The sequence below is a fragment of the Herbidospora daliensis genome, assembly GCF_001570585.1.
Lineage (GTDB): Bacteria > Actinomycetota > Actinomycetes > Streptosporangiales > Streptosporangiaceae > Herbidospora > Herbidospora daliensis.
The window spans coordinates 671,827-695,684 of sequence record NZ_BBXF01000001.1 but is presented as its reverse complement, the minus strand read 5'-3'; the positions used below and the strand labels follow the sequence as shown (position 1 = coordinate 695,684).

Annotated in this window: 19 protein-coding genes; 10 read left to right on the top strand and 9 right to left on the bottom strand. The window is 71.8% G+C overall.

The genetic code is table 11. The annotated features are described in order from the left end of the window. Positions 1 to 5: 5 nt before the first annotated feature. Positions 6 to 1,187, top strand: a complete 1,182-nt coding sequence (ligD, locus tag AW274_RS02570) for a non-homologous end-joining DNA ligase (RefSeq protein ID WP_062428936.1) — start codon at positions 6 to 8, stop codon at positions 1,185 to 1,187. On the opposite strand, the gene AW274_RS02565 is transcribed toward ligD, so the two are convergent. From AW274_RS02565 to AW274_RS02545, 5 genes are all read right to left on the bottom strand, one after another. Beyond that, on the bottom strand, positions 1,169 to 3,349 hold the full coding sequence (locus AW274_RS02565; protein WP_062428934.1) for an FAD-dependent oxidoreductase: 2,181 nt from the start codon (positions 3,347 to 3,349) through the stop codon (positions 1,169 to 1,171). The genes ligD and AW274_RS02565 overlap by 19 nt on opposite strands. Further along, positions 3,336 to 4,427: an alpha/beta hydrolase gene (locus tag AW274_RS39970; protein WP_062428932.1), complete on the bottom strand. Its 1,092-nt coding sequence runs from the start codon at positions 4,425 to 4,427 to the stop codon at positions 3,336 to 3,338. Before AW274_RS39970 ends, AW274_RS02565 begins: the two co-directional genes overlap by 14 nt. 71 nt (positions 4,428 to 4,498) lie before the next feature. Then, a complete protein-coding gene (locus tag AW274_RS02555) occupies positions 4,499 to 7,273 on the bottom strand; it encodes a helix-turn-helix transcriptional regulator (RefSeq protein ID WP_157519726.1) in 2,775 nt (924 codons plus the stop codon). A gap of 277 nt (positions 7,274 to 7,550) precedes the next feature. Continuing rightward, positions 7,551 to 8,570 carry a glutamine synthetase GlnII gene (gene glnII, locus AW274_RS02550; RefSeq protein WP_062428930.1) on the bottom strand — a complete coding sequence of 340 codons (1,020 nt, stop codon included), beginning with the start codon at positions 8,568 to 8,570 and terminating at the stop codon, positions 7,551 to 7,553. A gap of 133 nt (positions 8,571 to 8,703) precedes the next feature. Then, positions 8,704 to 9,465: a VOC family protein gene (locus AW274_RS02545; protein WP_062428928.1), complete on the bottom strand. Its 762-nt coding sequence runs from the start codon at positions 9,463 to 9,465 to the stop codon at positions 8,704 to 8,706. A 147-nt stretch (positions 9,466 to 9,612) separates the two neighbouring features. Between AW274_RS02545 and AW274_RS02540 the strand changes: the two genes are divergently transcribed. The 7 genes from AW274_RS02540 to AW274_RS02510 all read left to right on the top strand — a co-directional run bounded on the left by AW274_RS02540 (position 9,613) and on the right by AW274_RS02510 (position 18,886). Further along, positions 9,613 to 9,918: a hypothetical protein gene (locus AW274_RS02540; protein WP_062428926.1), complete on the top strand. Its 306-nt coding sequence runs from the start codon at positions 9,613 to 9,615 to the stop codon at positions 9,916 to 9,918. A gap of 35 nt (positions 9,919 to 9,953) precedes the next feature. Continuing rightward, a complete protein-coding gene (locus AW274_RS02535; protein WP_062428924.1) occupies positions 9,954 to 11,834 on the top strand; it encodes an APC family permease in 1,881 nt (626 codons plus the stop codon). Between the two features lie 72 nt (positions 11,835 to 11,906). After that, complete coding sequence (locus AW274_RS39965) at positions 11,907 to 11,999, top strand: potassium-transporting ATPase subunit F (protein ID WP_062428922.1); 93 nt, start codon at positions 11,907 to 11,909, stop codon at positions 11,997 to 11,999. Continuing rightward, the gene (kdpA, locus tag AW274_RS02525; protein ID WP_062428920.1) at positions 11,996 to 13,636 is read left to right on the top strand and encodes a potassium-transporting ATPase subunit KdpA; all 1,641 of its coding nucleotides are present in this window, start codon (positions 11,996 to 11,998) and stop codon (positions 13,634 to 13,636) included. The genes AW274_RS39965 and kdpA overlap by 4 nt, the downstream gene beginning before the upstream one ends. Then, positions 13,633 to 15,597 carry a potassium-transporting ATPase subunit KdpB gene (kdpB, locus tag AW274_RS02520; protein WP_062428918.1) on the top strand — a complete coding sequence of 655 codons (1,965 nt, stop codon included), beginning with the start codon at positions 13,633 to 13,635 and terminating at the stop codon, positions 15,595 to 15,597. Before kdpA ends, kdpB begins: the two co-directional genes overlap by 4 nt. Further along, positions 15,594 to 16,352, top strand: coding sequence for a potassium-transporting ATPase subunit C (locus AW274_RS02515; protein ID WP_062428915.1), 759 nt, complete (start codon positions 15,594 to 15,596; stop codon positions 16,350 to 16,352). Before kdpB ends, AW274_RS02515 begins: the two co-directional genes overlap by 4 nt. Beyond that, positions 16,349 to 18,886 (top strand): DUF4118 domain-containing protein, encoded by a 2,538-nt coding sequence (locus tag AW274_RS02510; RefSeq protein WP_062428913.1) that lies wholly within the window; start codon positions 16,349 to 16,351, stop codon positions 18,884 to 18,886. Before AW274_RS02515 ends, AW274_RS02510 begins: the two co-directional genes overlap by 4 nt. Here AW274_RS02510 and ybiA read toward each other — a convergent pair. The 4 genes from ybiA to AW274_RS02490 form a co-directional block, all read right to left on the bottom strand. After that, positions 18,831 to 19,388 carry a riboflavin biosynthesis intermediates N-glycosidase gene (ybiA, locus tag AW274_RS02505; RefSeq protein ID WP_062428911.1) on the bottom strand — a complete coding sequence of 186 codons (558 nt, stop codon included), beginning with the start codon at positions 19,386 to 19,388 and terminating at the stop codon, positions 18,831 to 18,833. The genes AW274_RS02510 and ybiA overlap by 56 nt on opposite strands. Before the next feature lie 95 nt (positions 19,389 to 19,483). Further along, positions 19,484 to 20,872, bottom strand: coding sequence for an RCC1-like domain-containing protein (locus AW274_RS02500; protein WP_083973780.1), 1,389 nt, complete (start codon positions 20,870 to 20,872; stop codon positions 19,484 to 19,486). 72 nt (positions 20,873 to 20,944) lie between these two features. Beyond that, positions 20,945 to 21,601 (bottom strand): response regulator, encoded by a 657-nt coding sequence (locus tag AW274_RS02495; protein ID WP_062428907.1) that lies wholly within the window; start codon positions 21,599 to 21,601, stop codon positions 20,945 to 20,947. Further along, positions 21,598 to 22,707, bottom strand: coding sequence for a sensor histidine kinase (locus AW274_RS02490; RefSeq protein ID WP_369408602.1), 1,110 nt, complete (start codon positions 22,705 to 22,707; stop codon positions 21,598 to 21,600). Before AW274_RS02490 ends, AW274_RS02495 begins: the two co-directional genes overlap by 4 nt. Positions 22,708 to 23,414: 707 nt before the next feature. On the opposite strand from AW274_RS02490, the gene AW274_RS02485 reads away from it, so the two are divergent. Further along, the gene (locus AW274_RS02485) at positions 23,415 to 23,612 is read left to right on the top strand and encodes a hypothetical protein (RefSeq protein WP_369408601.1); all 198 of its coding nucleotides are present in this window, start codon (positions 23,415 to 23,417) and stop codon (positions 23,610 to 23,612) included. Further along, a complete protein-coding gene (locus AW274_RS02480; RefSeq protein ID WP_062428901.1) occupies positions 23,613 to 23,843 on the top strand; it encodes a hypothetical protein in 231 nt (76 codons plus the stop codon). Positions 23,844 to 23,858: the final 15 nt, after the last annotated feature.

The window sequence follows — 23,858 nt, the reverse complement described above, 5'->3', positions numbered from 1 at the left end:
GAGACATGCCCGGCGCGGAGATCGTGGAGGTCGGCGGGCGCGAGGTCACGATCACCAATCCCGATCGGGTGGTCTTCCCGCGCACCGGCCACACCAAGCTCGACCTGGTCCGCTACTACCTGTCGGTCGGCGGGGGAGCCCTGAGGGGGGTCGCCGACCGGCCGACCGTGCTCAAACGCTTCGTCCACGGCGTCGACGAGGAGCCGTTCTTCCAGAAGCGGGCGCCCGCCAAGCGGCCTGACTGGATCGACGTCGCCGAGTTCCGCTACCCGAGCGGGCGCAGCGCCGAAGAGGTCGTCGGACGTGACCTGGCGACCGTCGTGTGGTGCGTCAACCTGGGCTGCGTCGACCTCAACCCCCACTCGGTGCGTTTCCCCGACATCGACCACCCCGACGAGCTGCGCGTCGACCTCGACCCGGTGCCGGGCGTGCCGTGGCCCGACATCATCCAGGTCGCGCTGACCGCCCGCGATGTCCTGACCGAGCACGGCCTGACGCCGTTCCCGAAGACGTCGGGCTCGCGCGGCTTCCACGTCTACGCGCCGATCGCGCCCGGCTGGACCTACCCGCAGGTGCGCAAGGCCGCCGAGGCGGTGGCCCGCGAGGTCGAGCGGCGCGCCCCCGAGCTCGCCACCTCCCACTGGTGGAAGGAGGAGCGGCAGGGCGTCTTCGTCGACTTCAACCAGAACGCCCGCGACCGCACCACCGTCAGCGCCTACTCCGTGCGCCCGACGGGCTGGGTGTCGACCCCGCTGACCTGGGACGAAGTGCCCGACTGCGACCCGACCGAGTTCACGATGGAGACGGTCGCCGCCCGCTTCGAGGAACGCGGCGACCCGTGGGCCGCCATGGACGGGGTCGAGGGCTCGCTCGACTCGCTGCTCGCGCTCGCCAAGGCGCAGGGGCCCCGGCCGAAGAACCCGCAGAAGTTCCCCGTCATCGAGATCGCCCGCTCCGAGAAGAAGGAGCCGGCGCTGCGGGCGCTGGAGAACTGGAGACGGCGCCACCCCGAGGCGGCCGCGCGGCTCGAACCCGCCGACGTCCTCGTCGACTCGATGCGCGGACGGTCGTCGACCTGGACGCGCATCCGGGTCAACCTCCAGCACGTGCCCGAAGACGAGAGGCCCCCGCAGGAGCCCCTCGAAGTCGACTTCGACCCGTGGGCCGCCTACCGTCCCGGCCCGTAGACGTCCCAGAGCTCGCCCAGGAAGAAGGTGCCGAACCGGGCCAGCGCCGCCAGCCCGTTCGGCCCCGTCGTCTTGAACGTCGTCAGCATGCGCGCCAGGTCGGACGGCGAGATGTGCATGGTGCCCGAACCGAGCGGCTTCGCCGGGTCGTCCTCCTGGACGTGGCCTTCGAGCAGCCGCGTGTGCAACGTCGACGTGTCGAGCCAGAGCCGCGTGGGCGGCCCGTGCTCGACGTTCTTGATCCCCGCCAGAGTGCGGGGCCGGCCCTCGCCGTCGCGGAAGTGCAGCAGATACCGCATCTCCCGGCGATCGGGCGCCTCTCCGGGTGCGAAGAGGTTGAACCAGCCCCGCTCGATGGGACGCCGGCCCCCGCAGACAGCGGCGTCTATCCATCCCTCCGCCCGTGCCGTGTGGTCGGGCTCGGCGAGGAAGCGGTCGACGTCGTCGGCCGTGATGGTGATCCGGAAGCTGACCGGATCGGTGCCGTCGAGCGAACCGCGCATCTCCTCGGTGAAGGAGAGCCCGGTGACCGTGCGGATTCCCATCAGACGTGCCTTCTTCGTCGTGGTCATTCGGTCGGCCAGCCGTGTGGCCAGCCGGTCGGCCATGGCCGCGATGGTCAGGGCCGGATTGGCCCCCACCGGGCCGGGCATGGCGGCGCCGTCGGCGACGTACAGGCCCTCGTGCCCGAAGACCTGGCCGTCGGCGTCGACGACGCCCTCGCCGATGTGGCGGCCCATCGGCGCGCCGCCGAGCGGGTGGACGGTGACCACCCGCTTCAGCGGCGCGTCGGAGTAGTCGGCGCCCAGCACGTCGCCGATCCGGCGGATCGTGCCGCGCACCCGGTCGAAATACGCGTCGCTGGTCTCGGCCGTCCAGTCGAGGACCAGCCGGTCGCCCGACAGACGCAGGATGCCGTCGGGGACGTCGCGCCCCATGGCCAGCATCGGCAGTGACCGGTCCGAGAGCTCGCCTCTCCCCATGAGGCGGGCGAACTCGGCCGACAGGTTGTGGTCGCGGGTGACCAGGCCCCGTACGCGCTCCAGCGCGAACCTGACCGCCCGCTTGAACTCGTCGCCGACGTCGGCGGCCTCCGCTATCCAGTCGACGAAGGCGGGGAACCCGCCCTCCTGGATGTACGCCGACCCCGGCAACCTGACCACACTCGTGATGACCGGTCCCTTCGACGCCGCCACGGGCCGGTCCTTGGCCCGCAGCAGGAACGCGATCAGATCGCCGTTGCCGGAGAACCGGGTGCCCAGCATGTGGCTCATGCCGGGCAGCGCGTGCCGGTTCGACAACAGCAGCTTCACCGTGCCGTACGTCCCCGCGGCCAGCACCAGCGCGTCGCAGCTGATCGAATGCGGGCCGGTCGTGGGGTCGTGCTGCACGTAGCCGATGTCGTAGCCGCCGCCGGTGCGCGGGGTGATCGACTTCACCTCGTGCAGGGTCCGGATGTCGGCGCCCTTGTGGCGGGCGGCGGACAGGTAGTTGTGGTCGAGGCTGTTCTTGGCGCCCTCGTTGCAGCCGATGTTGCACTCGCCGCAGAGCCGGCAGGTGTGCCGGGCGGCGCCGTGCAGGCTGCCGTATTCGGGCTCGACGATCGGCAGGCCCAGGCCCGGCTCGGCGCCCGGCTTGGGGGCGAAGGCCACCGCCAGCGGCGGCAGCGAGAAGTCGAGGCCCAGCTCGGCCGCGGCGTCCTGGATCACCCGCGTCTTCAGCGTGTCGCGGTAGGCCGGGCGGTCGATCGGGTAGGTGGTGGCGCCGAGCATGCGCTCGACCTCGTCGTAGTGGGGGTCGAGGTCGGCCCGGCCGACCGGCCAGTTCTCGTGGCCGCCGCCCGGGAGCGGCGACTCGGTGACGAACGCCTCCTCGTCCTTGCGCAGCAGCACGTTGGCGTAGATGAGCGAGCCGCCGCCGAGGCCGCTGGAGACGATCGAGTCGCACGAGCCGAAGCTCCACACGTCGTACATGCCGTGGAGGCCCTCGGACGGGTCCCAGAACGCGCGGCTCATCTGGGCGGGGCTGCGCGGGAAGCTGCCGGGCGGGTAGGGACGGCCGCGTTCGAGCACGACGACCGACAGGCCCGCCTCGGCCAGCCGGTAGGCCGCCACGGCCCCGCCGAAGCCGGAGCCGACGACCACCGCGTCAACGTGTTCCACCGCTGCTCCTCTTGATGAAGTCGAGGATGTGCGGGAAGACGTCGAGGTGCGCGTTCTTGCCGATGATGGGGTCGACGTGGCCGTAGCCGGGCAGCACGCGCAGCTCGTGCAGCCCCGGGTTGTGCCGCGACATGAGCTCGTGGCAGACGATGTTGGAGTCGGTGAAGACATGGTTGCGGTCGCCGGTGAGGAACAGCACCGGCACGTCGACGTCGGCGGCGGCCGCCAGGTAGTCGGCAGGCAGCTCGCGGAACCGGTCGTCGTGGCGGACGGCGTGGCCGGCGCGCACCATCTTCCGCATGTGCCGGTAGTAGTGGACGCCGTTGGCGCCGAACAGGTCGGCCACCCGGTGGTGGGTCTCCTCGGCGAGGTTCTCGTGGCTCCACAGGCCCGGGTTCCCGGCCCCCCACATGAAGCTGATCATGTGGCACGAGCGCACGTCGCACTCGCGGTGGAACAGCGACACCATCCGCGAGATCATCCAGCCGCGCGTCATGACCGGCGCGTCGCCGAACCGGGGGTCGAGGAACGGCACCCCGGCGACGTAGTCGAAGAAGCCCGGCCCGAACGCCAGCTTCAGCTTCGACCAGGTCGGCACGTGGGTGACCAGGGCGACGCTGTTGGAGGTGACGCTGGCGATGCCGTCGACCAGCCCGGCGGCCAGGCTCATCATGAACGACACCGACCCGAGGCACTGCGCGATCACGTGGATGCGCTTGCGCGGCCCGATGTGGCGGCGCAGCTCGGCCAGCCCGGCCGGGTGGTCGAACAGCGCGATGTCGTCGAGGGTGAAGCGGTGGGTCTCGGTGTCGTAGGGGTGCCGGCAGCTCATCCGGAAATCCAGGGACCAGACGTCGGTCAGCCCGTTGTTGAGCAGGTAGGTCACCAGGTTGACGTGCTCCGGCATGATGAACATGTCGGTGGAGGCGGGCAGACCGTGCAGCAGCAGCACGACGTCGTCGGAATCGGCCCGGAAGAACCGGGTCAGTTCGAGGCCCAGGCCGTCGTCGGTCGGGAACGGGTGCATGGTGATCTCGGCGTCGCTGACGCCGTCGTTGGTGAACCGGGCTATGCGCATGAGTCCGCCTCCTCTCGGGTCCCACAATGCCAAGGCGGGGCACACCCCTACATCGTGGAAAACTCGTACATTCAGCCGAGCTGGCCGAGCGCGGCCGTCATGCCGCCGCGAGAGGTCACCCCGAGCTTCTCGAACGCCCTGGTCAGATGCGTTTCGACGGTGCGTACCGAGATGTGCAGGCGGGTCGCGATCTGCTGGTTGCTGCACCCCTCGGCGACCAGCCGGGCGATCTCCAGTTCCCGTCCCGTCAGCCCGTGGGCCCCCGTGGCCCGCGCCGCCGCCACCCGCTTGCCGGCGCGGCGCTGTTCCCGCACCGCCGCGGCGGCCATGCCCCGGGCCCCGCACGCGGTGAAGATCTCGTGGGCCGCCTCCAGATGCGGCAGCGCGGCCCGTTTGCGGCCCCCGTCGACGCACGCCACGCCCGCCCGCAGCAGCGCCCGCCCGGCGTCGAGCCGGTGGCCGGCCCTGGTGAGGATCTCGGCGGCGGTCAGGGCCAGCTCCTCGGCCTCCGCGCCGACCGTCGCGTGGGCGCGGGCCAGGCGGGCCAGCCCGTCGGTGAGCTCCAGCTCCGGGCGGGCCATCGCGGCCGCCCGCTCGGCCCAGGCGACCGACTCCTTCGGCTCGTTCCTCGCGGCGTGGGCGCAGGCCATGGTCTCGCAGAAGGCGAGCATGCTGAACTCCTCCAGCCGGTCGCCGGCGAAGTCCTCCTCGACGGCCGCGACGGCCTCGTCGTCGATGCGGCCCGAGTTGGCCAGGGCGGTGGCGTAGGCGAAGCGGGCCTGCGCGCCCGGCCACTCGCTGACGCTGACGCCCGAGGTGGCGGCCTCGTGGCCGAGGCGGATGGCGTCCTCGTCGTCGCCGGCCGCGCCCGCGAGCAGGCTCTGCTGGGCCATGGCGACCACGCGGGCGTAGCCGGAGTTGAGCAGCAGGGCGATCTCGGCCGACTCCTCGGCGGCGATCTGGCCTTCGGGGATGCGGCCGAGCACGCCGTTGAGGCGGGCCAGCCCGGCCAGCATGTTGGTCAGGATGAAGGTCTGCCCGGTCGCCTTCACCGCCGCGATGGCCCGCTCGAACCGGGCCAGGGCCGGCAGGTGCTGCCCGAGCCAGATCTCCGACCAGCACATCCAGGCGACGGTGTCCATCCAGGCGAGCTGGTGGATCTCGGGGGTGGTCTCGGCCAGCGCCTGCGCGGCGGCGACGTGGCCGAGTGCCTCCTCGACGCGGTGGCCGGCGTAGGCGGTCATCGGGCGCAACATCGCGATGGCCAGCCGCAGGCCGGGGTCGTCGCTGTCGTCGGGCATGAAGTCGAGCACGGCCTGCCCGGCGCGGTGGTCGCCGCGCATCAGGCTCTCGGCCACCAGGCGCAGCCGCATCGGCAGCGCCGCCGGGAGCCGCGGTTCGGGGATCTCCCGCAGTTCCGACACCAGCACGGCCCGGCCTTCGCCCGGCCGGTCGAGCAGCCGCTCGACCAGGGCGCAGAAGCGGGCGGCCTGCGCGCGGCGGGCGTAGTCGTCGCGGGGGAGCAGCCGCAGCACCTCGTAGGCGGTGTTCCTGGCCTCGGTGAGGCGGCCGCTGACGGTCTGGTTGCGGGCCAGTTCCAGCAGCAGGTCGAGCCGGTCGGGGGTGTCGTCGGGCAGCAGCCCGAGCGCGGCCTGCAGCCAGTGGGCCGAGGTCGCCGGCGCGGTGGTGGCGACCTGCCGGGCGGCGTTCACCAGCACGTCGACCGCGTCGCGGTCGCCGAACGCCGCCGAACGCTCCACGTGGACGGCGCGCAGCGTGGCCGGGGCGTCGACCTCGGCCAGCCGCTCGGCGACCCGCCGATGGGCCGACAACCGCCACCCGGCCTTGGCCGACTCGTACGCCGCCTGCCGCACCAGCGGATGACGGAAGCGGAACCGCCCGCCCGCGCCGGGCCGCACCAGGTCGCGGTCGACCAGTTCGTCGAGCGCGTCGAGGGCGGTCGACAGCGGCACCCTGGCGGCCACGGCGGCCAGGCCCGCCTCGAACTCGTCGGCGGCCACCGCCGCGCCCTGGACGACGATCAGCGCGTCGCCCGACAGGTCGCGCAGCTCCATGGTGAGCGCGTCGGTCTTGGAGCCGGGCAGGTCGCCGGCCTCGATCCGGGCCAGGGCCTGTAAGTAGAAGGGGTTGCCCTCGCTGGCGTCGTAGAGGGCCTTCTTGCGGCTCCTGGTCACGTGGGGCCCGAGCAGCTCCCCGGCCTCCTCCTCCGAGAGCGGCCCGATGATCACGCGCTCACCGCCGAGGGCGAGCCGGGGCGGGGCCTGCTTCGGCCGGTAGGCCACCACGACCAGCAGCGGCGCCTTGGGGGAGTGCCGGCTGACGTGGTCGAGGAACTCGACCGTGGCGTCGTCGGCCCAGTGGACGTCGTCGAGCACCAGCACCAGCCCGCCGGGCCGGGCGATCCGGGCGAGGAGCTGCGCGACGGCGCGGTAGAGGCGGTAACGGGCCAGCGCGGACACGTCGTCGGAGGGCTCGGCGGTCGCGCCGAGCGCGGGGAAGACGGAGGCCAGCAACTGCGCGTCGTGACCCGGGGCGCCCGGCTCCGGATGTTCGTGGCGGGTCTCTTCGAGGTGGCCGTCGAGGGCGTCGACCAGGGCGGAGAACGGCATGACCTGCTCGAACTCGGCGGCCCGGCCCCAGAGGGTGAGGCAGCCGCGTTCGGCGGCGAGGGTTTCGAGCTCGGCCAGCAGCCGGGTCTTCCCGGCTCCGGGCTCGCCGACGAGCGCGAGCAGCCGGAACTCCCCGCTCACGATCGCGTCCAGCGACCCCCGAAGATCATTCAGCACGTCCCGCCGGCCGACCAGGGGGGCAGAATGATCATTCATCGGCGGCACCATGATCACTTGCCTGGTTTCTCACAGCGACTTTACAGCGACGGCCGAAACGCTGCCCAGCATTAACGTGCATCACCGTCGCATTCCACGCATAGTCATGCAAATCGTGTAAGCATCTGCATGATTCTTGCGCGCCTCCGTAGGGGCCGGTGCGCACCGGGGGGCGGTGTCGTCCGATTCCCGGGTAACGGACCGCCGGAACGGGCGCGGCCCCTCCGCGCCGAGGGCGCGAAGGGGCCGGAGCCGCGACTGCGGTGGGACCGTGCGGTTACACCAGGTCCTTGGTCTCGAGGACCGAGCAGCAGGTGTTCACCAGCAGGCGGGTGACCACGTAGGGGTCGGCGTTGGCGTTGGGGCGACGGTCTTCGATGTAGCCCTTCTTGTCGACCTCGACCTGCCACGGGATGCGGACCGAGGCGCCGCGGTTGGACACGCCGTAGCTGTAGACGTTGTAGGGCGCGGTCTCGTGGTGGCCGGTGAGGCGCTGCTCGATGCCGAAGCCGTAGCCGGCGATGTGCTCCTCGACCTTGCCCTCGCCGCCGAGCGCCTCGCAGGCCGCGATGATCGCGTCGTAGCCCTCGCGCATGGCCTTGGTGGAGAAGTTGGTGTGGGCGCCGGCGCCGTTCCAGTCGCCCTTGGCGGGCTTGGCGTCGAGCGTGGCGGACACGCCGTAGTCTTCGGCGATCCGGTAGAGCAGGTAGCGGGCCATCCACATGTGGTCGGAGACCTCGACGGGACCGGCCGGGCCGATCTGGAACTCCCACTGGCCGGGCATGACCTCGGCGTTGATGCCGGAGATCGCCAGGCCCGCCTCGATGCAGGCGTCCATGTGGGCCTCGACGATGTCACGGCCGACGACCTCGTCGGCGCCGATGCCGCAGTAGTAGGGGCCCTGCGGGCCGGGGTAGCCGCCGACCGGGAAGCCGTAGGGGCGGCCGTCCTTGAAGAAGGTGTACTCCTGCTCGATGCCGAACCACGACTGCTGGTCGGCGTAACGCTCGGCGATCGGGGTCAGCAGCGCCCGGGTGTTGGTCGGGTGGATCGAGCCGTCGACGTTGTAGACCTCACACAGCACCAGCACGTTGTCGCCGCCCCGGATGGGGTCGGGACACGAGAAGACCGGCTTGAGCACGCAGTCGGAGGCGTGGCCCTCGGCCTGGTTCGTGCTCGAACCGTCGAAGCCCCAGGTGGGGAGCTCGGCGCCGTCCGCCAGCACCTTGGTCTTGGACCGGAGCTTCGGGGTCGGCTCAGTGCCGTCAATCCAGATGTACTCGGCCTTGAACGCCAACGTCTTTCCCTTCCTCGGAGGCGGGCCACGTCGATTGGCCGCCACGCCGAGATTGCCAAGAAGCCATTTCGAGTCCATTGCCCGTTTGTAACCACGATGTGAAACGGGAGGTCGTTGTGTTAAATCGCCCGGTTCAGCCGCTGGTGATCACGGCGAAGCGGGCGCCGAACTGGTCGGCCAGGACCGCGAACCGGCCCACGCTCTCGACGGAAACGGGCGGGTCGAGGATGGTGCCGCCCTCGGAGACGGTCGCCTCGACGGCCGCGTCGACGTCTCTGACCTCGAAGTAGGGCAGCCAGAACGGCTTGGTGCCGGGGTTGAGGGTGATCACGCCGCCGATCGTCGGGCGGTCGCCGCCGGGCAGCCGGATCGTCGTGTAGCCGACCCCGGCGACGGTGGCCTCGATCGACTCGTGGTCGAGCGCCGCCTGGTAGAAGGGCGCGACGGCGGGCGGGCTGGCGACGTAGAGCTCGGTCCAGCCCAGGCTGCCGGGCTCGGTCACGGTGTCGAGGCCCTTGCGGCCCCGGCCCTGCCAGATCGCGAAGTCGGCCCCGGCCGGGTCGGTCAGGGCGGCGGTGCGGCCCTGGTCGAACACGTCGTAGGGGGCGACCCTGATCGTGCCGCCCGCCTTCTCGGCGCGGGCCACGGCCTCGTCGGCGTCGGGGGTGGCGAAGTAGATGGTCCAGGCCGAGCCGGTGCTCTCCTCGGTCAGCGGGCCGGCCGCGGCGACGACCTTGCGGTCGTGGAGGAAGAAGCCGTAGCCGCCCGAGTCGGGGTCGGCCGACTGGAAGCCCCAGTCGAGCACCGAGGCGTAGAACGTGGTCGAGGCGTCGACGTCGGGCGAGCCGAGGTCGATCCAGCAGGGGGCGCCCGGCAGGTAGTCGGTCGTGAGCATACGAGCTCCTTCGAACAGATTTTCGGATGACGACACTCTGTCACGTCCTGCCGACAGTTTTTCCAAGATCGCTCGGGAAGCCCCCTGGAAAGAGGAGTGTTTCCGGCGAAATGGGGCGTTCGTGACTCCGCCCGATAGGGTCCGGCCATGCCGACCCAGATCATCCGCTACCGCGTCGCCGACCAGGAGAAGGCCGAGGAGAACGTGCGCCTCCTGGAGGCCGTCTTCGCCGAACTCGCCAAGGAGAGGCCCGGCGAGATCACCTACCAGTCCTACCGGCTCGACGACGGCCTGACCTTCGTGCACGTCGTCACGACCGAGGACCTGCAGATCCTGATGCGCTTCGAGGCGTTCCTGGCCTTCACCCAGACCCTCGGGCAGCGCCTCGACGGCGTGCCCCAGCGGGAACAGGCCACCCCCGTCGGGTTCTTCGACGGCCACCTGCGATCATGAGAAATCTCCCCCTCCACAGATGAGGAGGGGGTGCCGTGGCCCTGCGGGAGTGGCTCCTGAACGGGCTCACGGCCGACCGCAGCCACCTGGAACAGGGGCCGGAGGAGAAGCACGCCTGGTGGCGGGTCATGTGCCTGACCGGCGTCGACTACTTCTCCACCCTGGGCTACCAGCCGGGCATCGCCGCCCTCGCGGCGGGCGCGTTGTCACCCGTCGCGACCCTGTTCCTGGTGGCCCTCACCCTGCTCGGGGCGCTGCCCGTCTACCGGTACGTCGCCGGCGAGAGCCCCCACGGCGCCGGCTCGATCGCGATGCTGGAGCGGCTGGTCCCGGCCTGGCAGGGCAAGCTGTTCGTGCTCTGCCTGCTCGGCTTCGCCGCCACCGACTTCGTCATCACGATGACCCTGTCGGCGGCCGACGCGACCGCCCACATCTTGGAGAACCCCTTCGCGCCCCGCTGGCTCGACGGCCAGGAGATCCCGGTCACGCTCGTGCTGCTGGCCGCCCTCGGCGCGATCTTCCTGGCCGGTTTCACCGAGGCCGTCGGGGTGGCGACCGTGCTCGTGGCGCTCTACCTGGCGCTGAACGCCGTGGTCGTGGCGGTCGCCATCGAGCACGTCGCGGCGAATCCGGCCGTGTTCGGCCAGTGGGACCGGCTGCTGGAGGCCCGGCACGCCTCCCCGCTGGCCATGATCGGGCTGGCGCTGCTGGTGATGCCCCGGCTGGCGCTGGGCCTGTCGGGCTTCGAGACCGGGGTCGCGGTGATGCCCGTCATCAGGGGCGACATCCCGCAGCGCATCAGGTCGGCCCGCAAGATGCTCACCGCGGCCGCCCTGATCATGAGCGTGTTCCTGATCCTTAGCAGCTTCGTGACGACCCTGCTGATTCCCGCGCACGAGTTCCAGCCCGGCGGCAGCGCCAACGGCCGGGCCCTCGCCTACCTCGCGCACGCCTATCTGGGCGACTGGTTCGGCACCCTGTACGACGTCAGCACCATCGCCATCCTCTGGTTCGCCGGGGCCTCGGCGATGGCCGGGCTGATCAACCTCGTCCCCCGTTTCCTGCCGCGCTACGGCATGGCCCCCGAATGGACCTCGGCGGTCCGGCCGCTGGTGCTGATCCTCACCGTCATCGCCTTCGTGATCACCTTCATCTTCGACGCCGACGTCGACCAGCAGGCCGGGGCCTACGCCACCGGCGTGCTGGTGCTGATGTTGTCGGCGGCCGTCGCGAGCTGCCTGTCGACCCGGGCCAAGGGGCGGCGCAAAGCGGCGTGGGCCTTCGGGATCATCAGCGCGGTGCTGACGTACACGCTGGTCGACAACGTGATCGAGCGGCCCGACGGCGTCAAGATCGCCGCGTTCTTCATCGTGGCCATCGTGGTCACCTCGCTGATCTCGCGGGCGACGCGGTCGACCGAGCTGCGGGTGACGCGGGTGCGGCTCGACCCGCTGGCCGAGGAGTTCGTCAACGAGTGCTGCGCCGGGGAGCTGCACCTCATCGCCAACGAGCCGCAGCGCCGCGACCAGGCCGAGTACAACGACAAGCTGCGCGAGAACTGGTTCATGCACCGGCTGCGCACCTCGGAGCAGGCGATGTTCGTCGAGGTCACCGTCAACGACGCCTCGGAGTTCGAGACCGAGCTCTACGTGCGGGGCGAGGAGCGGTTCGGGCACAAGGTGCTGAACGTGGAGAGCTCGACGGTGTCCAACGCGCTGGCCGCGCTGCTGCTCTACCTGCGCGACCGGACCGGCCGGGTGCCCAACATCTACTTCCACTGGACCGAGGGCAACCCGATCAACGCGATGCTCCGCTATCTGATCTTCGGCGGCGGCGACGTGCCGCCGCTGACCCGTGAGGTGCTGCGGCTCGCCGAGCCCGATCCGCTGAGGAGGCCGCACGTCCATGTGGGGTGACCTGATCCTCGTCGTGCTGACGATCGTGTCCTTCGTGCTGCTCGCCCTGCTGGTGAAGGCGGTCGAGCGGTTGTGAGCGCCGTCAACCTCATCGGGCTCGTGGGCGCGGTCGTGCTGACGGCCTACGTCGTGGTGGCGCTGCTGTTCCCGGAGCGGTTCCGGTGACCGCGCTCACCCTGGTCGTCGTGCTGGCGCTGCTCTACCGGCCGCTGGGCGACCACATCCACCGGGTCTACTCGGGCACCTCCGACACCCGGGCCGAACGGCTGACCTACCGCCTGCTCGGCGTCGCGCCGCGCCGGGAGCAGCGGTGGCCGGGCTACGCGCGGTCGGTGCTGGCCTTCTCGCTGGTCTCGATCCTGTTCCTGTACGTCTTCCAGCGCGTCCAGAACCACCTCTTCCTGTCCCTCGGCTTCCCGCCGGTCACCGACCACGTGGCCTGGAACACGGCCGTCAGCTTCGTGACCAACACGAACTGGCAGTCCTACGCCGGGGAGAACACCATGGGGCACCTCGTCCAGATGAGCGGCCTGGCGGTGCAGAACTTCGTGTCGGCCGCCGTCGGCCTCGCGGTCGCGATGGCCCTGGTGCGCGGGTTCGCCCGCAGCGGCAGCACCACGATCGGCAACTTCTGGGCCGACCTGGTCCGAGGGACGTACCGGATCCTGCTCCCGCTCGCCTTCGCGGGCGCGGTCCTGCTGGTCGCGGGCGGCGTGGTGCAGAACCTGGCCGGCCCCCACGAGGTGCCCGCCGCCCTGGGCGGCACGACCACGCTGACCGGCGGGCCGGTCGCGAGCCAGGAGGCGGTCAAACAACTCGGCACCAACGGCGGCGGGTTCTACGCCGCCAACTCCGCGCACCCGTGGGAGAACCCGAACGGCTGGACCAACTGGCTGGCGAACCTGCTGATGCTGCTCATCCCGGTCGCGCTGCCGCGCGCCTTCGGCCGGATGGTGGGCCAGAACCGCCAGGGATACGCCCTGGCCGCCGTCGTCGCGGTCATCGCCGTCGCCTCGGTCGTGCTGACGAACGTCTTCGAGCTGCGCGCCGCCGCCACCGTCCCGCAGGCCGCCGGCATGGCCATGGAGGGCAAGGAGGTCCGGTTCGGGTTGTCCGAGAGCGCCACCTTCGCCGCGTCGACGACCCTGACCTCGACCGGCGCGGTCAACGCGGCGCACGACTCGTTCACCCCGCTCGGCGGGATGATGACCATGGTCAACATGATGCTCGGCGAGGTCGCCCCCGGCGGGGTCGGCTCGGGCCTCTACGGCCTGCTGATCCTGGCCGTGATCACCGTCTTCGTGGCGGGCCTGATGGTCGGCCGCACCCCCGAGTACCTCGGCAAGAAGATCGCCGCCCGGGAGATCAAGCTCGCCTCGCTCTACTTCCTGGTCACCCCGGTCCTGGTGCTGACCGGCACGGCGCTGGCCCTGGCCAACCGGGCGGGCCTCGCCGGGATGCTGAACACCGGCCCCCACGGCCTCTCCGAGGTCCTCTACGCCTTCGCCAGCGCCGCCAACAACAACGGGTCGGCGTTCGCCGGGCTGACCACCGGCACCCCGTGGTGGGACGTCGCCCTCGGCGTCGCCATGCTGGTGGGCCGGTTCGTGCCGATCGTGTTCGTGCTGGCCCTGGCCGGGTCGCTGGCCCGGCAGACGCCCGTGCCGTCGTCGGCCGGCACCCTGCCCACCCACCGGCCGCAGTTCGTCGGCCTGGTCGTCGGCGTGACGGTCGTCGTGGTGGCGCTGACCTTCCTGCCCGCGCTGGCCCTCGGGCCGCTGGCCGAAGGCGTCGGCGGATGACCGCCCTCCTCGGCGCGCTGGCCAAGCTCAGCCCGCTGACGATGTGGCGCAACCCGGTTATGTTCGTCGTCGAGGTGGGCGCGGTCGCCGCGACCGTCCTGGCCATCGTGACGCCCGGCTTCTTCGCCTGGGCGGTCGTCGTGTGGCTCTGGCTGACCGTGCTGTTCGCCAACCTGGCCGAGTCGGTCGCCGAAGACCGGGGCCGGGCGCAGGCCGCGTCGCTGCGCGCGGCCCGGCCCGCGGTCGCGCCCCGGACGGGCGACGTCGTCGTGGTGGAGGCGGGCCAGGTGATCCCGGGCGACGGCGACGTGATCGAGGGCATCGCCAGCGTCGACGAGTCGGCCATCACCGGCGAGTCGGCCCCGGTCATCCGCGAGTCGGGCGGCGACCGCAGCGCCGTCACCGGCGGCACCAAGGTGCTGTCCGACCGGATCGTCGTCCGGATCACCCAGAAGCCGGGGGAGAGCTTCGTCGACCGCATGATCGCCCTGGTCGAGGGCGCGAACCGGCAGAAGACCCCCAACGAGATCGCGCTGAACATCCTGCTCGCCGCGCTGACCGTCGTCTTCCTCGTCGCCACCGCCACCATGCAGCCGATGGCGATCCACTCCAAGGCCGTCAACCCCGGCGTGCCCGACTCGGCCGCCCTGACGGCCGACGGGGTCACCGGGGTGACGCTCGTCGCGCTGCTGGTCTGCCTGATCCCGACCACCATCGGGGCGCTGCTGTCGGCCATCGGCATCGCCGGGATGGACCGGCTGGTGCGGCGCAACGTGCTGGCCATGAGCGGCCGGGCGGTCGAGGCGGCCGGCGACGTCACCACCCTGCTGCTCGACAAGACCGGCACCATCACGCTCGGCAACCGGCAGGCCGCCGCCTTCGAGGCCGCCGAGGGCGTCGACCTGCGCGACCTCGCCGAGGCCGCGCAGCTCTCCAGCCTCGCCGACGACACCCCCGAGGGCCGCTCGATCGTCGTCTACGCCAAGGAGCACTTCGGCCTGCGCGAACGCCCGGTCGCCGGGGCGCACTGGGTGCCGTTCTCGGCCCGCACCCGGATGAGCGGCGTCGACGTCGGCGACCGGCAGATCCGCAAGGGCGCCGCGACCGCAGTCATGACATGGGTGCGCGACGTTGGCGGCCACCCCGCCGACGAGATCGGCCCGCTGGTCGACGCCATCGCGGCCGGCGGCGGCACCCCGCTCGTGGTGGCCGAACGCGGCCGGGTGCTCGGCGTGATCCACCTCAAGGACGTCGTCAAACAGGGCATGCGCGAACGCTTCGACGAGATGCGCCGCATGGGCATCAGGACCGTCATGATCACCGGCGACAACCCCCTCACCGCCAGGGCCATCGCCGACGAGGCGGGCGTGGACGACTTCCTCGCCGAGGCCACCCCCGAAGACAAGCTCGCCCTGATCAAGAGCGAGCAGCGCGGCGGCCGCCTGGTCGCGATGACCGGCGACGGCACCAACGACGCCCCCGCCCTGGCCCAGGCCGACGTCGGCGTCGCCATGAACACCGGCACCTCGGCCGCCAAGGAGGCCGGGAACATGGTCGACCTCGACTCCAACCCGACCAAGCTCATCGAGATCGTCGAGATCGGCAAGCAGCTGCTCATCACCCGGGGCGCGCTGACCACGTTCTCCATCGCCAACGACATCGCCAAGTACTTCGCGATCATCCCGGCCGTCTTCGCCGCCGTCTATCCGGGCCTCGGCACGCTGAACGTGATGCGCCTGGCCACCCCGCAGTCGGCGATCCTGTCGGCGGTGGTCTTCAACGCGCTGGTCATCGTGGCGCTGATCCCGCTCGCGCTGCGCGGCGTCGCCTACCGTCCGGCGAACGCGTCGGCGCTGCTCAGCCGCAACCTGCTCGTCTACGGACTGGGCGGCGTGCTGGCCCCGTTCGCCGGGATCAAGCTGATCGACCTGCTGATCCACCACCTGCCGGGGTTGTCGTGACCCGGCGGCTCGGCGTGGCGGTCCGCGCCCTCCTCGTGCTGACCGTCGTCGCGGGCGGCCTCTACCCGCTCGTCGTCCTGGGCGTGGCCCAGGTGTTCTTCCGGCACAAGGCCGACGGCTCGCTCCTCGCCAAGGGCAGCCGGCTGATCGCGCAGGACTTCGCCGGGAGCCCCCGCTACTTCCAGAGCCGCCCGTCGGCCACCGGCTACGACATGCTCCGCACCGGGGCGAGCAACCTCGGGCCGGAGAGCGTGGTCGACGTACCGGGGAGACCCAGCCTGCTCACCCAGGTCTGCGCCCGATCCAAGCGGGTCGGGGAGCGGGAGGGGGTGAGCGGCGCCCGGCCGTTCTGCACCGGCTCGGGGGTCGGCGCGGTGCTCAAGGTCTTCCCGGGCCGGGTGGTCAGCGTGAACGAACCGTGCCCGGCGGTGCCCTTCATGACCGAATATCAGGGAGTGAACGTCGAATGCGCCCAAAAGGGACAGAGCTATGCGGCCGGGCGGACCGTGCCCATCAGGGGCGGCGCCCGGTGGACCGTCCCGCCGGACGCGGTGACCGCGAGCGGGTCGGGCCTCGACCCGCACATCTCGGTCAGGTACGCCGACCTCCAGGCCGCCCGAGTCGCGAGGGAACGCGGCCGCCCGGTCGAAGAGGTCCGCGCCCTTGTCCGCCGCCATACCGACGTCCCCGCCATCGGCTTCATGGGTGAACCCGGCGTCAACGTCCTGGCCCTGAACCTGGACCTGGACCGATGACGGCCCGGGGCCGCCTGCGCGTCTACCTGGGCGCGGCCCCGGGCGTCGGCAAGACCTTCGCCATGCTCGGCGAGGGCCGCCGCGCCGCCGAACGCGGCCGCGACGTCGTGGTCGGCCTGGTCGAGACCCACGGCCGCCCCAAGACGGCCACGCTGCTCACCGGCCTGGAGGCGGTGCCGCGCCGCGAGCTGCCCTACCGGGGCACGCTGTTCACCGAGATGGACGTCGACGCCGTGCTCGCCCGCCGCCCCAAGGTCGCCCTGGTCGACGAGCTCGCGCACACCAACGTGCCGGGGTCGCGCAACGCCAAACGCTGGCAGGACGTCGAGGAGCTGCTCGACGCCGGCATCGACGTCGTCACGACGGTGAACGTGCAACACCTGGAATCGCTGAACGACGTCGTCGAGGAGATCACCGGCGTGCCGCAGCGGGAGACGGTGCCCGACGAGGTGGTGCGCCGGGCCGACCAGATCGAGCTGGTCGACATGTCGCCCGAGGCGCTGCGCCGCCGCATGGCCCACGGCAACGTCTACGCGCCCGAGAAGGTCGACGCGGCGCTGTCGAACTACTTCCGGGTCGGCAACCTGACCGCGCTGCGCGAACTGGCGCTGCTCTGGGTGGCCGGACGGGTCGACGACCAGCTCGACCGCTACCGCGCCGAACACGGCATCGCCACCACGTGGGAGGCGCGCGAACGCGTCGTCGTCGCCCTGACCGGCGGGCCCGAGGGCGACACCCTGATCCGGCGCGCGGCCCGGGTCACCACCTGGACCAAGGGCGCCGACCTGCTCGCCGTGCACGTCACCCAGGGCGACGGGCTGGTCGGCGGCGACCCGGTCAACCTGGCCCGGCAGCGCGCCCTGGTCGAGGCGCTCGGCGGGACCTACCACCAGGTCGTCGGCGACGACGTGCCCCGGGCGCTGCTCGACTTCGCGCGCGGGGTCAACGCCACCCAGCTGGTGCTGGGCGCGTCGCGGCGGGGGCGGCTGGCGCAGATCCTCTTCCGCGGGGTCGGGGCCGAGACGATCGCGCGGTCGGGCTCGATCGACGTCCACATGATCACCCATCAGCAGGCCCGCAGGGGCCTGCCCCGGCCCGGCTCCCGGGCCGCGCTGACCCGCACCCGACGCCTCGCCGGATGGGCGACGGCGCTGATCGGCATGCCCGCGCTGACCGCCGTCGTCTACCCGCTGCGCGACCTGCTCGCGCTGCCCAGCGAGATCCTGCTGTTCCTGCTGCTGGTCGTGATGGTCGCCCTGGTCGGCGGCATGTCGCCGGCGATCACGGCCGCCGTCGTCGGCTTCCTGCTGCTGAACTACTTCTTCACCCCGCCGGTCGACAAGATCACCGTCGCCGACCCGCAGAACCTGCTGGCTCTCTTCGTGTACGTCCTGGTCGCCGTCATGGTGAGCCTGGTGGTCGACCTGGCGGCCCGCCGCACCCGCGAGGCCGCCATGGCGGGCGCCGACGCCGAGGTGCTGTCGACCCTGGCGGGCCACGTGCTGCGCGGCGAGGCGGCCCTGCCCTCCCTGCTGGCCCGCCTCCGCGAGACCTACGGCCTCACCTCCGTCACCCTCCTCGAACGCGCCACCGCCCCCGCCCTCGACGACCGCGCCGACCCCGAGGCGTGGCGCATCGTCGCCACCTCCGGAGGGGTGCCGTGCACCAGCCCCGGCGCCGCCGACACCGACGTGGTGATCGACGAGAACCTGGTGCTCGCGGTGCGGGGCCGCCTGCTGGGCGCCTCCGACCGCCGCGTCCTGGAGGCGTTCGCCGCCGAGACGGCCGTCGCGCTGCGCCAGCGCCGCCTGGAGGCCGAAGCGGAACAGGCCAAACCGCTGGCCGAGGCCGACCGGATGCGCACCGCCCTGCTCGCCGCCGTCAGCCACGACCTGCGCACCCCCCTCGCCTCGGCCAAGGCGGCGGTCGAGGGCCTGCGCAGCACCGACGTGACGTGGTCAGCCGCCGACCAGGCCGAACTGCTCGCCACCGCCGACGAGTCGCTGGTGAAACTGACCCGGCTGGTGGAGAACCTCCTCGACATGAGCCGGCTCCAGGCCGGGGTGCTCGGCGTGGCCCTCCAGCCGGTCGCGCTGGCGGAGGTGCTGCCCAGGGCGGTCGAGGACCTGCGGGTGCGCATCGACGTGCCCGACGACCTGCCCGAGGTGACCGCCGACCCGGCGCTGCTCGAACGGGTGCTGGCCAACCTGGTGTCGAACGCGCTGCGCTACAGCCCCGACTCCGTGCTGGTCACGGCCAGCTCCCACGACAACAAGGTGGAGATCCGCGTCGTCGACCGCGGCCCCGGCATCCCGCCCGAGGCCCACGACCAGGTCTTCCAGCCGTTCCAGCGCCTCGGCGACCGCGACACCCACTCGGGGGTCGGGCTCGGTCTCGCACTGTCGCGAGGGCTGGCCGAGGCGATGGGCGGCGCGCTCACCCCCGACGAGACGCCGGGCGGCGGGCTGACCATGACGGTCACCCTTCCGTCAGCCGATCCCGGGCCTCCATCAGGGCGAAGCCGAGCAGGTTGAGGCCGCGCCAGGTCGTGGGCGAGGCGGCCCGTTCGTCGCTCGCGGTCAGGCCGATGCCCCAGACGCGGTCGTAGGGGCTGGCCTCGACCAGCACCCGGTCGCGGGTGCCGAGCAGGAACGCGCGCAGGTCGGCATGGGCGGCGAACTTGGCGGTGCTGCCCCGGACCACGATGTCGTAGCGGTGGGCGGTCCAGACGGCGTCGTCGAAGCCGCGGACCTGGCGGCCCAGCTTCTTGGCCTCGCCCGGGTGGGCCGCCGCGAGGATCCCGGCGGCCGTCTCGGCGTCGTCGAACAACCACGCCTTGTGGGCCATCATGTAGTGCTCGGCCGAGCGGAAGACGTGGCCGTCTTCGGTGAATTCGGCCTCCCACCACTGGCTCAGGCAGCCCGCGCCCACCCCGCCGTCGCGGGACGGGCGGTGGCCCCAGAAGAACAGGTAACGCGGCGGCCGGCCGGACGACTCGGCCTGGACGGCTTCTTCGACGGTTCGGGGTGACGTCACCGGGCCAACCTAACGGGCGCCGCCGACGTTCTTCGGCTTCGGCGGCGGCTTCGGGCGGCGCTGGTCGTTCCGGGGCGGCGGGGCCGTCCGGGCGCTCACGGACACGGCCCGGCCGGGGCGACGGCGACGGTGATGTTCACCTCGTGGCCGCGCGGCACGACGACGCCGGGGGCCGGATCCTGCTCGGTCACCTGGCCGACCTCACTGCACAACCGGTCGACCCACTGGGTCACCGAGCCGAGTGTCAGGCCGTGCTCGGCGATCCGGGTGATCGCGGTGTCCTCGAACAGGCCCGTCACGTCGGGCACCGCCACCGTGGCCGGCGGGCTCGTCGGCGTCGGGTCGGGCTGGTTGCCGACCAGGGCCAGGGTGGTCGAGCGGCCGACCGAGATCGTGCTCACCCGCGAGGTGAGCACCGCGACCGGGTGCGCGGCGGTCTCGTAGGGGGCCGCCGAGCCGGTGCCGAGCGCGCCGTGGGTGTTGTCGCCCCAGGTCAGCACCCTCCCGTCGGCGGTGACGCCGGCCGAGGTGCCGCCGGTGCCGGGGTCGGCCCAGGTCAGGCCGGCGATCGGGGTGACGACCGGGGTGCGCCGGGGCAGGGTGGTGCCGTCGCCGAGGCGGCCGGAGGTGTTGTCGCCCCAGGCGTAGAGGTGGCCTCCGGCGACGGCGAACGTCGACTTCTCGCCGGGCAGCACCATCTGCGCGTTCGCGATGCCGGGCACCTGCACCGGCACGTACGACCTCGGGGCCGCCCCGATGCCGAGCTGGCCCGAGGCGTTGGAGCCCCACGTCCACACCGTGCCGTCGGACTTCAGCGCGGCCGAGTGCACGCCGCTGCGCGAGGCGTGCGCGGTCAGCACGCCGGAGACGCCCGTGAGCCGGACCGGGGCAGGGCGGTTGACCGTGGTGCCGTCGCCGAGCTCGGCGAACCCGTTGTGGCCCCAGGCCCAGACGGAGCCGTCGGTCGTGACGGCCAGGCTGTACCGGTATCCGGCCGACACGCTGCGCACATCGGCCAGGCCGGGAACCTTCACCGGCGTGGGCCGGCTGACGGTCGTGCCGTCGCCGAGCTGGCGGTAGGTGTTGTCGCCCCACGCCCAGACCGACCCGTCGGCGTCCACGGCCAGCACATGCCGGTCGCCCACGGACAACGAGCTGACGAACGGCAGGCCGTAGACCTCGCGCGGGGTCGTCGAGGAGACCACGCCGGGCAGGTCGCCCCACAGGTAGACCACGCCGCGGTCGTTGATCCCGGCGCTGAACGTGCCCCCGGTCGCCACCTGCCTGATGCGCACCGAACCATACGGACGGCCGGGCAACCGGCCCACCAGCGTCGGGACCGGACTGCCGTCGGTGGTGCCGTCGCCGAACTGGCCGCCGGAGTTCAGCCCCCAGGCCCAGAACTTGACGCCCGTCCACTGCGGCTCGGGCGTGAACGCGGCCAGCGCCGCGACGACCGCCAGCACGGCGGCCACAAACCTCATCGTTCTCACACCGGTCAGGCGTTCCTCCGCCGTTCATCGGAGTGGAACACCGTGTCCCAGGCCGGAGCGGGTTCAGTCGTCGAGGAGGCCGGCCTCGTGGACCAGCAGCGCGATCTGGACGCGGTTGTTCAGGCCGCACTTGGTCAGGACGGCCGACACGTGGGTCTTGACCGTGGCCAGGCTGATGTGGAGTTCGGCGCCGATCTCGGCGTTCGACAGGCCGCGGCCGACCGCGACGGCGACCTCGCGTTCGCGGCCGACTAGCACCGACAGGCGCTCCCCGGCGCGGGTGCGGCGTTCGTCGGCGCGCGAGTCGGTGACCCGGGCGAGCAGGCGGCGCGTCACGGCGGGGGAGAGCACCGGGTTGCCCATCCGGACCTGGCGCACCGCGGCGACGATCTCGGCCGGCGGGGTGTCCTTGAGCAGGTAGCCGGCCGCCCCGGCGCGCAGCGCGCGCAGGACGTGGTCGTCGGCGTCGAAGGTGGTCATGACGATGACCTCCGGCGCGCCCGGCCGCGAGCGGATCTCCTCGGTGGCGGTCAGGCCGTCCATGACCGGCATCCGGATGTCCATCAGCACGACGTCGGGACGGTGCCGGGTGGTCAGCTCCACCGCCTCCCGCCCGTCTCCGGCCTCGGCGACGACCGTGAGATCGGGCGCGCCCCGGAACATCAGGGTCAGCCCCATGCGGACCAGCGGGTCGTCGTCGGCGATGAGCACGGCGGTCATGGAGGCCAGGGTAGCCACGCCGACAACGACCAGGCGTCGCCGTCGGGGCCGTACGTCACCCGGCCGCCCATGGGCCGGACCCGCTCGGCCAGCCCCTCCAGCCCCTGGCCGGGCGGGCCGCCGGGGGAGGCGGTGACGGCGTTGCGGACCTCGATGGTCAGCCACTCGCCCGGCGTGCCCGCCACCGTGACCGCGACCTCCGCGCCGGGCGCGTGCTTGCGGGCGTTGGTCAGCCCTTCCTGGACGATGCGGTAACCGGTGTGCCCGGCCCGGCCGGGGACGGCGGCGCCGTCGACGTCCATGGTCAGGCGGACGGTCATGCCCGCCCGCCGCGACTCGGCGACGAGCTCCTTGATCCGGTCGAGCGAACCCTGCGAGAGCTCCTCCACGGGCGCGCGCAGCACCCCGATGACCTCGCGCAGATCCTGGAGCGCCTGATGGGCGCTCTGCCGGATCACCGTCGCCGCCCGGGAGACCTCGTCGGGGGAGGCGTCCGGATTGAACTCCAGCGCGCCCGCGTGCACGCTGAGCAGCGAGAGCCGGTGACCGAGCACATCGTGGATCTCCCGCGCGAGGGCCTCGCGCACCCGCTGCTGCGCCTCGGCCTCGGCCCTGGCCGCGGTCTCCTTCAGCGTCTCCAGCAGCCGCCGTCGGTGGTGGACGAGCAGGCCCCAGCCGGTGGCCGCCGTCTGGAGCGAGACCCCGAGCAGGAACAGCGTGTCCCGGGTCTCGCCGGGCCCCTGCCGGGCCAGCGCGAACACGAACGCGGTCACGAGGCCCAGCCCGAAGATCGTCATGGTGGCGCGCACCGACCGGTGCACCGCCACCGTGAACATCGCCACCAGCGTCGCGCCCCCGGCCAGCTCGAAGAAGGCCGACAACACGACCAGCGCCAGCGCCAGCTCGACCGGCCACCGCCTGCGCCACCACAGGGCCGCGCAGCCCAGCACCCCGACGACCTGGTCGAGCACGAACACGGCAGGCGTCACCGGCTCGGGCATGCCTAGGCGCTCGGCGGCCGTCACGACCCCGATCACGGCGGCGAACAGGAACAGGAGCGTGTCGACCAGCCAGTCACGCGGCGTGCGCCGGGACGAACGTCTCACTCCGGGCGTCTCCATCTCAGCGAAGCCTACGGTTCTCTCACGAATTCATACGGTTCGACGAACTCGCCGGACTTCTCCCGCCGGCGTCGACGCGGGCCGGATTCCGGCTGCTCGGCCGCTGGAGAGAGGCGCGTCCATGCGCTCGTCCGATCCTGGACGACCGCTGCTTAGCCGACCCGTCACCCGTGGAAATGGCGGCGGATCTGTCGGCTCGGCACCGTGAGGCGTCCGGGAATGCGACCGAGCGGCTGCCGCGGGTGATCGGGGTGCTGCGCGCGCATGCGGAACCGGCGACGCTGCTCGTGGATGGATGAGCGGTTCGCCGCAGCGCGGGCAGATCCGGTCGTCGACCAAGCCCGGCAGGGCAGGTTCCGTCACCGTTTCGCGTAGTCGACTCCCTCGCATGTTCACCAGAATGGTCGCCGCGAGCATGCTCCGGTGAATGATGAATTGTGCCCAGCATTTGTCACACGTTAGAGACCGAATGCGTTTGTATTCATCGGCCGACGGGATGGGGGCGGTCGACGGAAGTCGAAATTTTCCCTCCGCGATGCGACCAAAGTATGAGCGCGGCCGGCCGAAGACCGGCGACGGCCCGCCGATCCGACTTTCGGCGGATCGCGTCAGCCCGATGGGCGATCCGCGCCGAGAGGACCCCCCTTTAGGCTGGCGGCATGCGTAAATTCTTGCAGGGGCTGGGATTTCTGATGGTCCTCGAAGGCGTCAGCGGGACGATCGACCAGATCGCGGTGCAGCCTTTCTTCGGCATCGTGCTGAACGCCTTCAACCGCTTCGTCGTCGAACGCGTCGACGCGCTGCAGGGTTACGAGATCTTCGCGAACCTCATTCTCGCCGTTCTCGGGATCGTCGTGATGGCGGCGGCCTCCCGGCTGGAGGATTCATAAATGCGGAAACTGATCGCGTCGATCGGCGTCGTCGCCATTCTCGAAGGTCTCACCGGAATGCTGAACCAGGTCATCGCGGGCGACCCCGTGATTCCGCTCCGGTTCTTCGACCATTTCAACCGTATCGTCGTCGAGCGTACGGCGTTCCTCGACGGTTACGAGGTCCAGGCGAACGCGGCGCTGATGATGGCCGGCGCCCTGGTGTCGCTCGGCGCCCGGCTGAAGGGGTGACGAAGACGGGGTTTG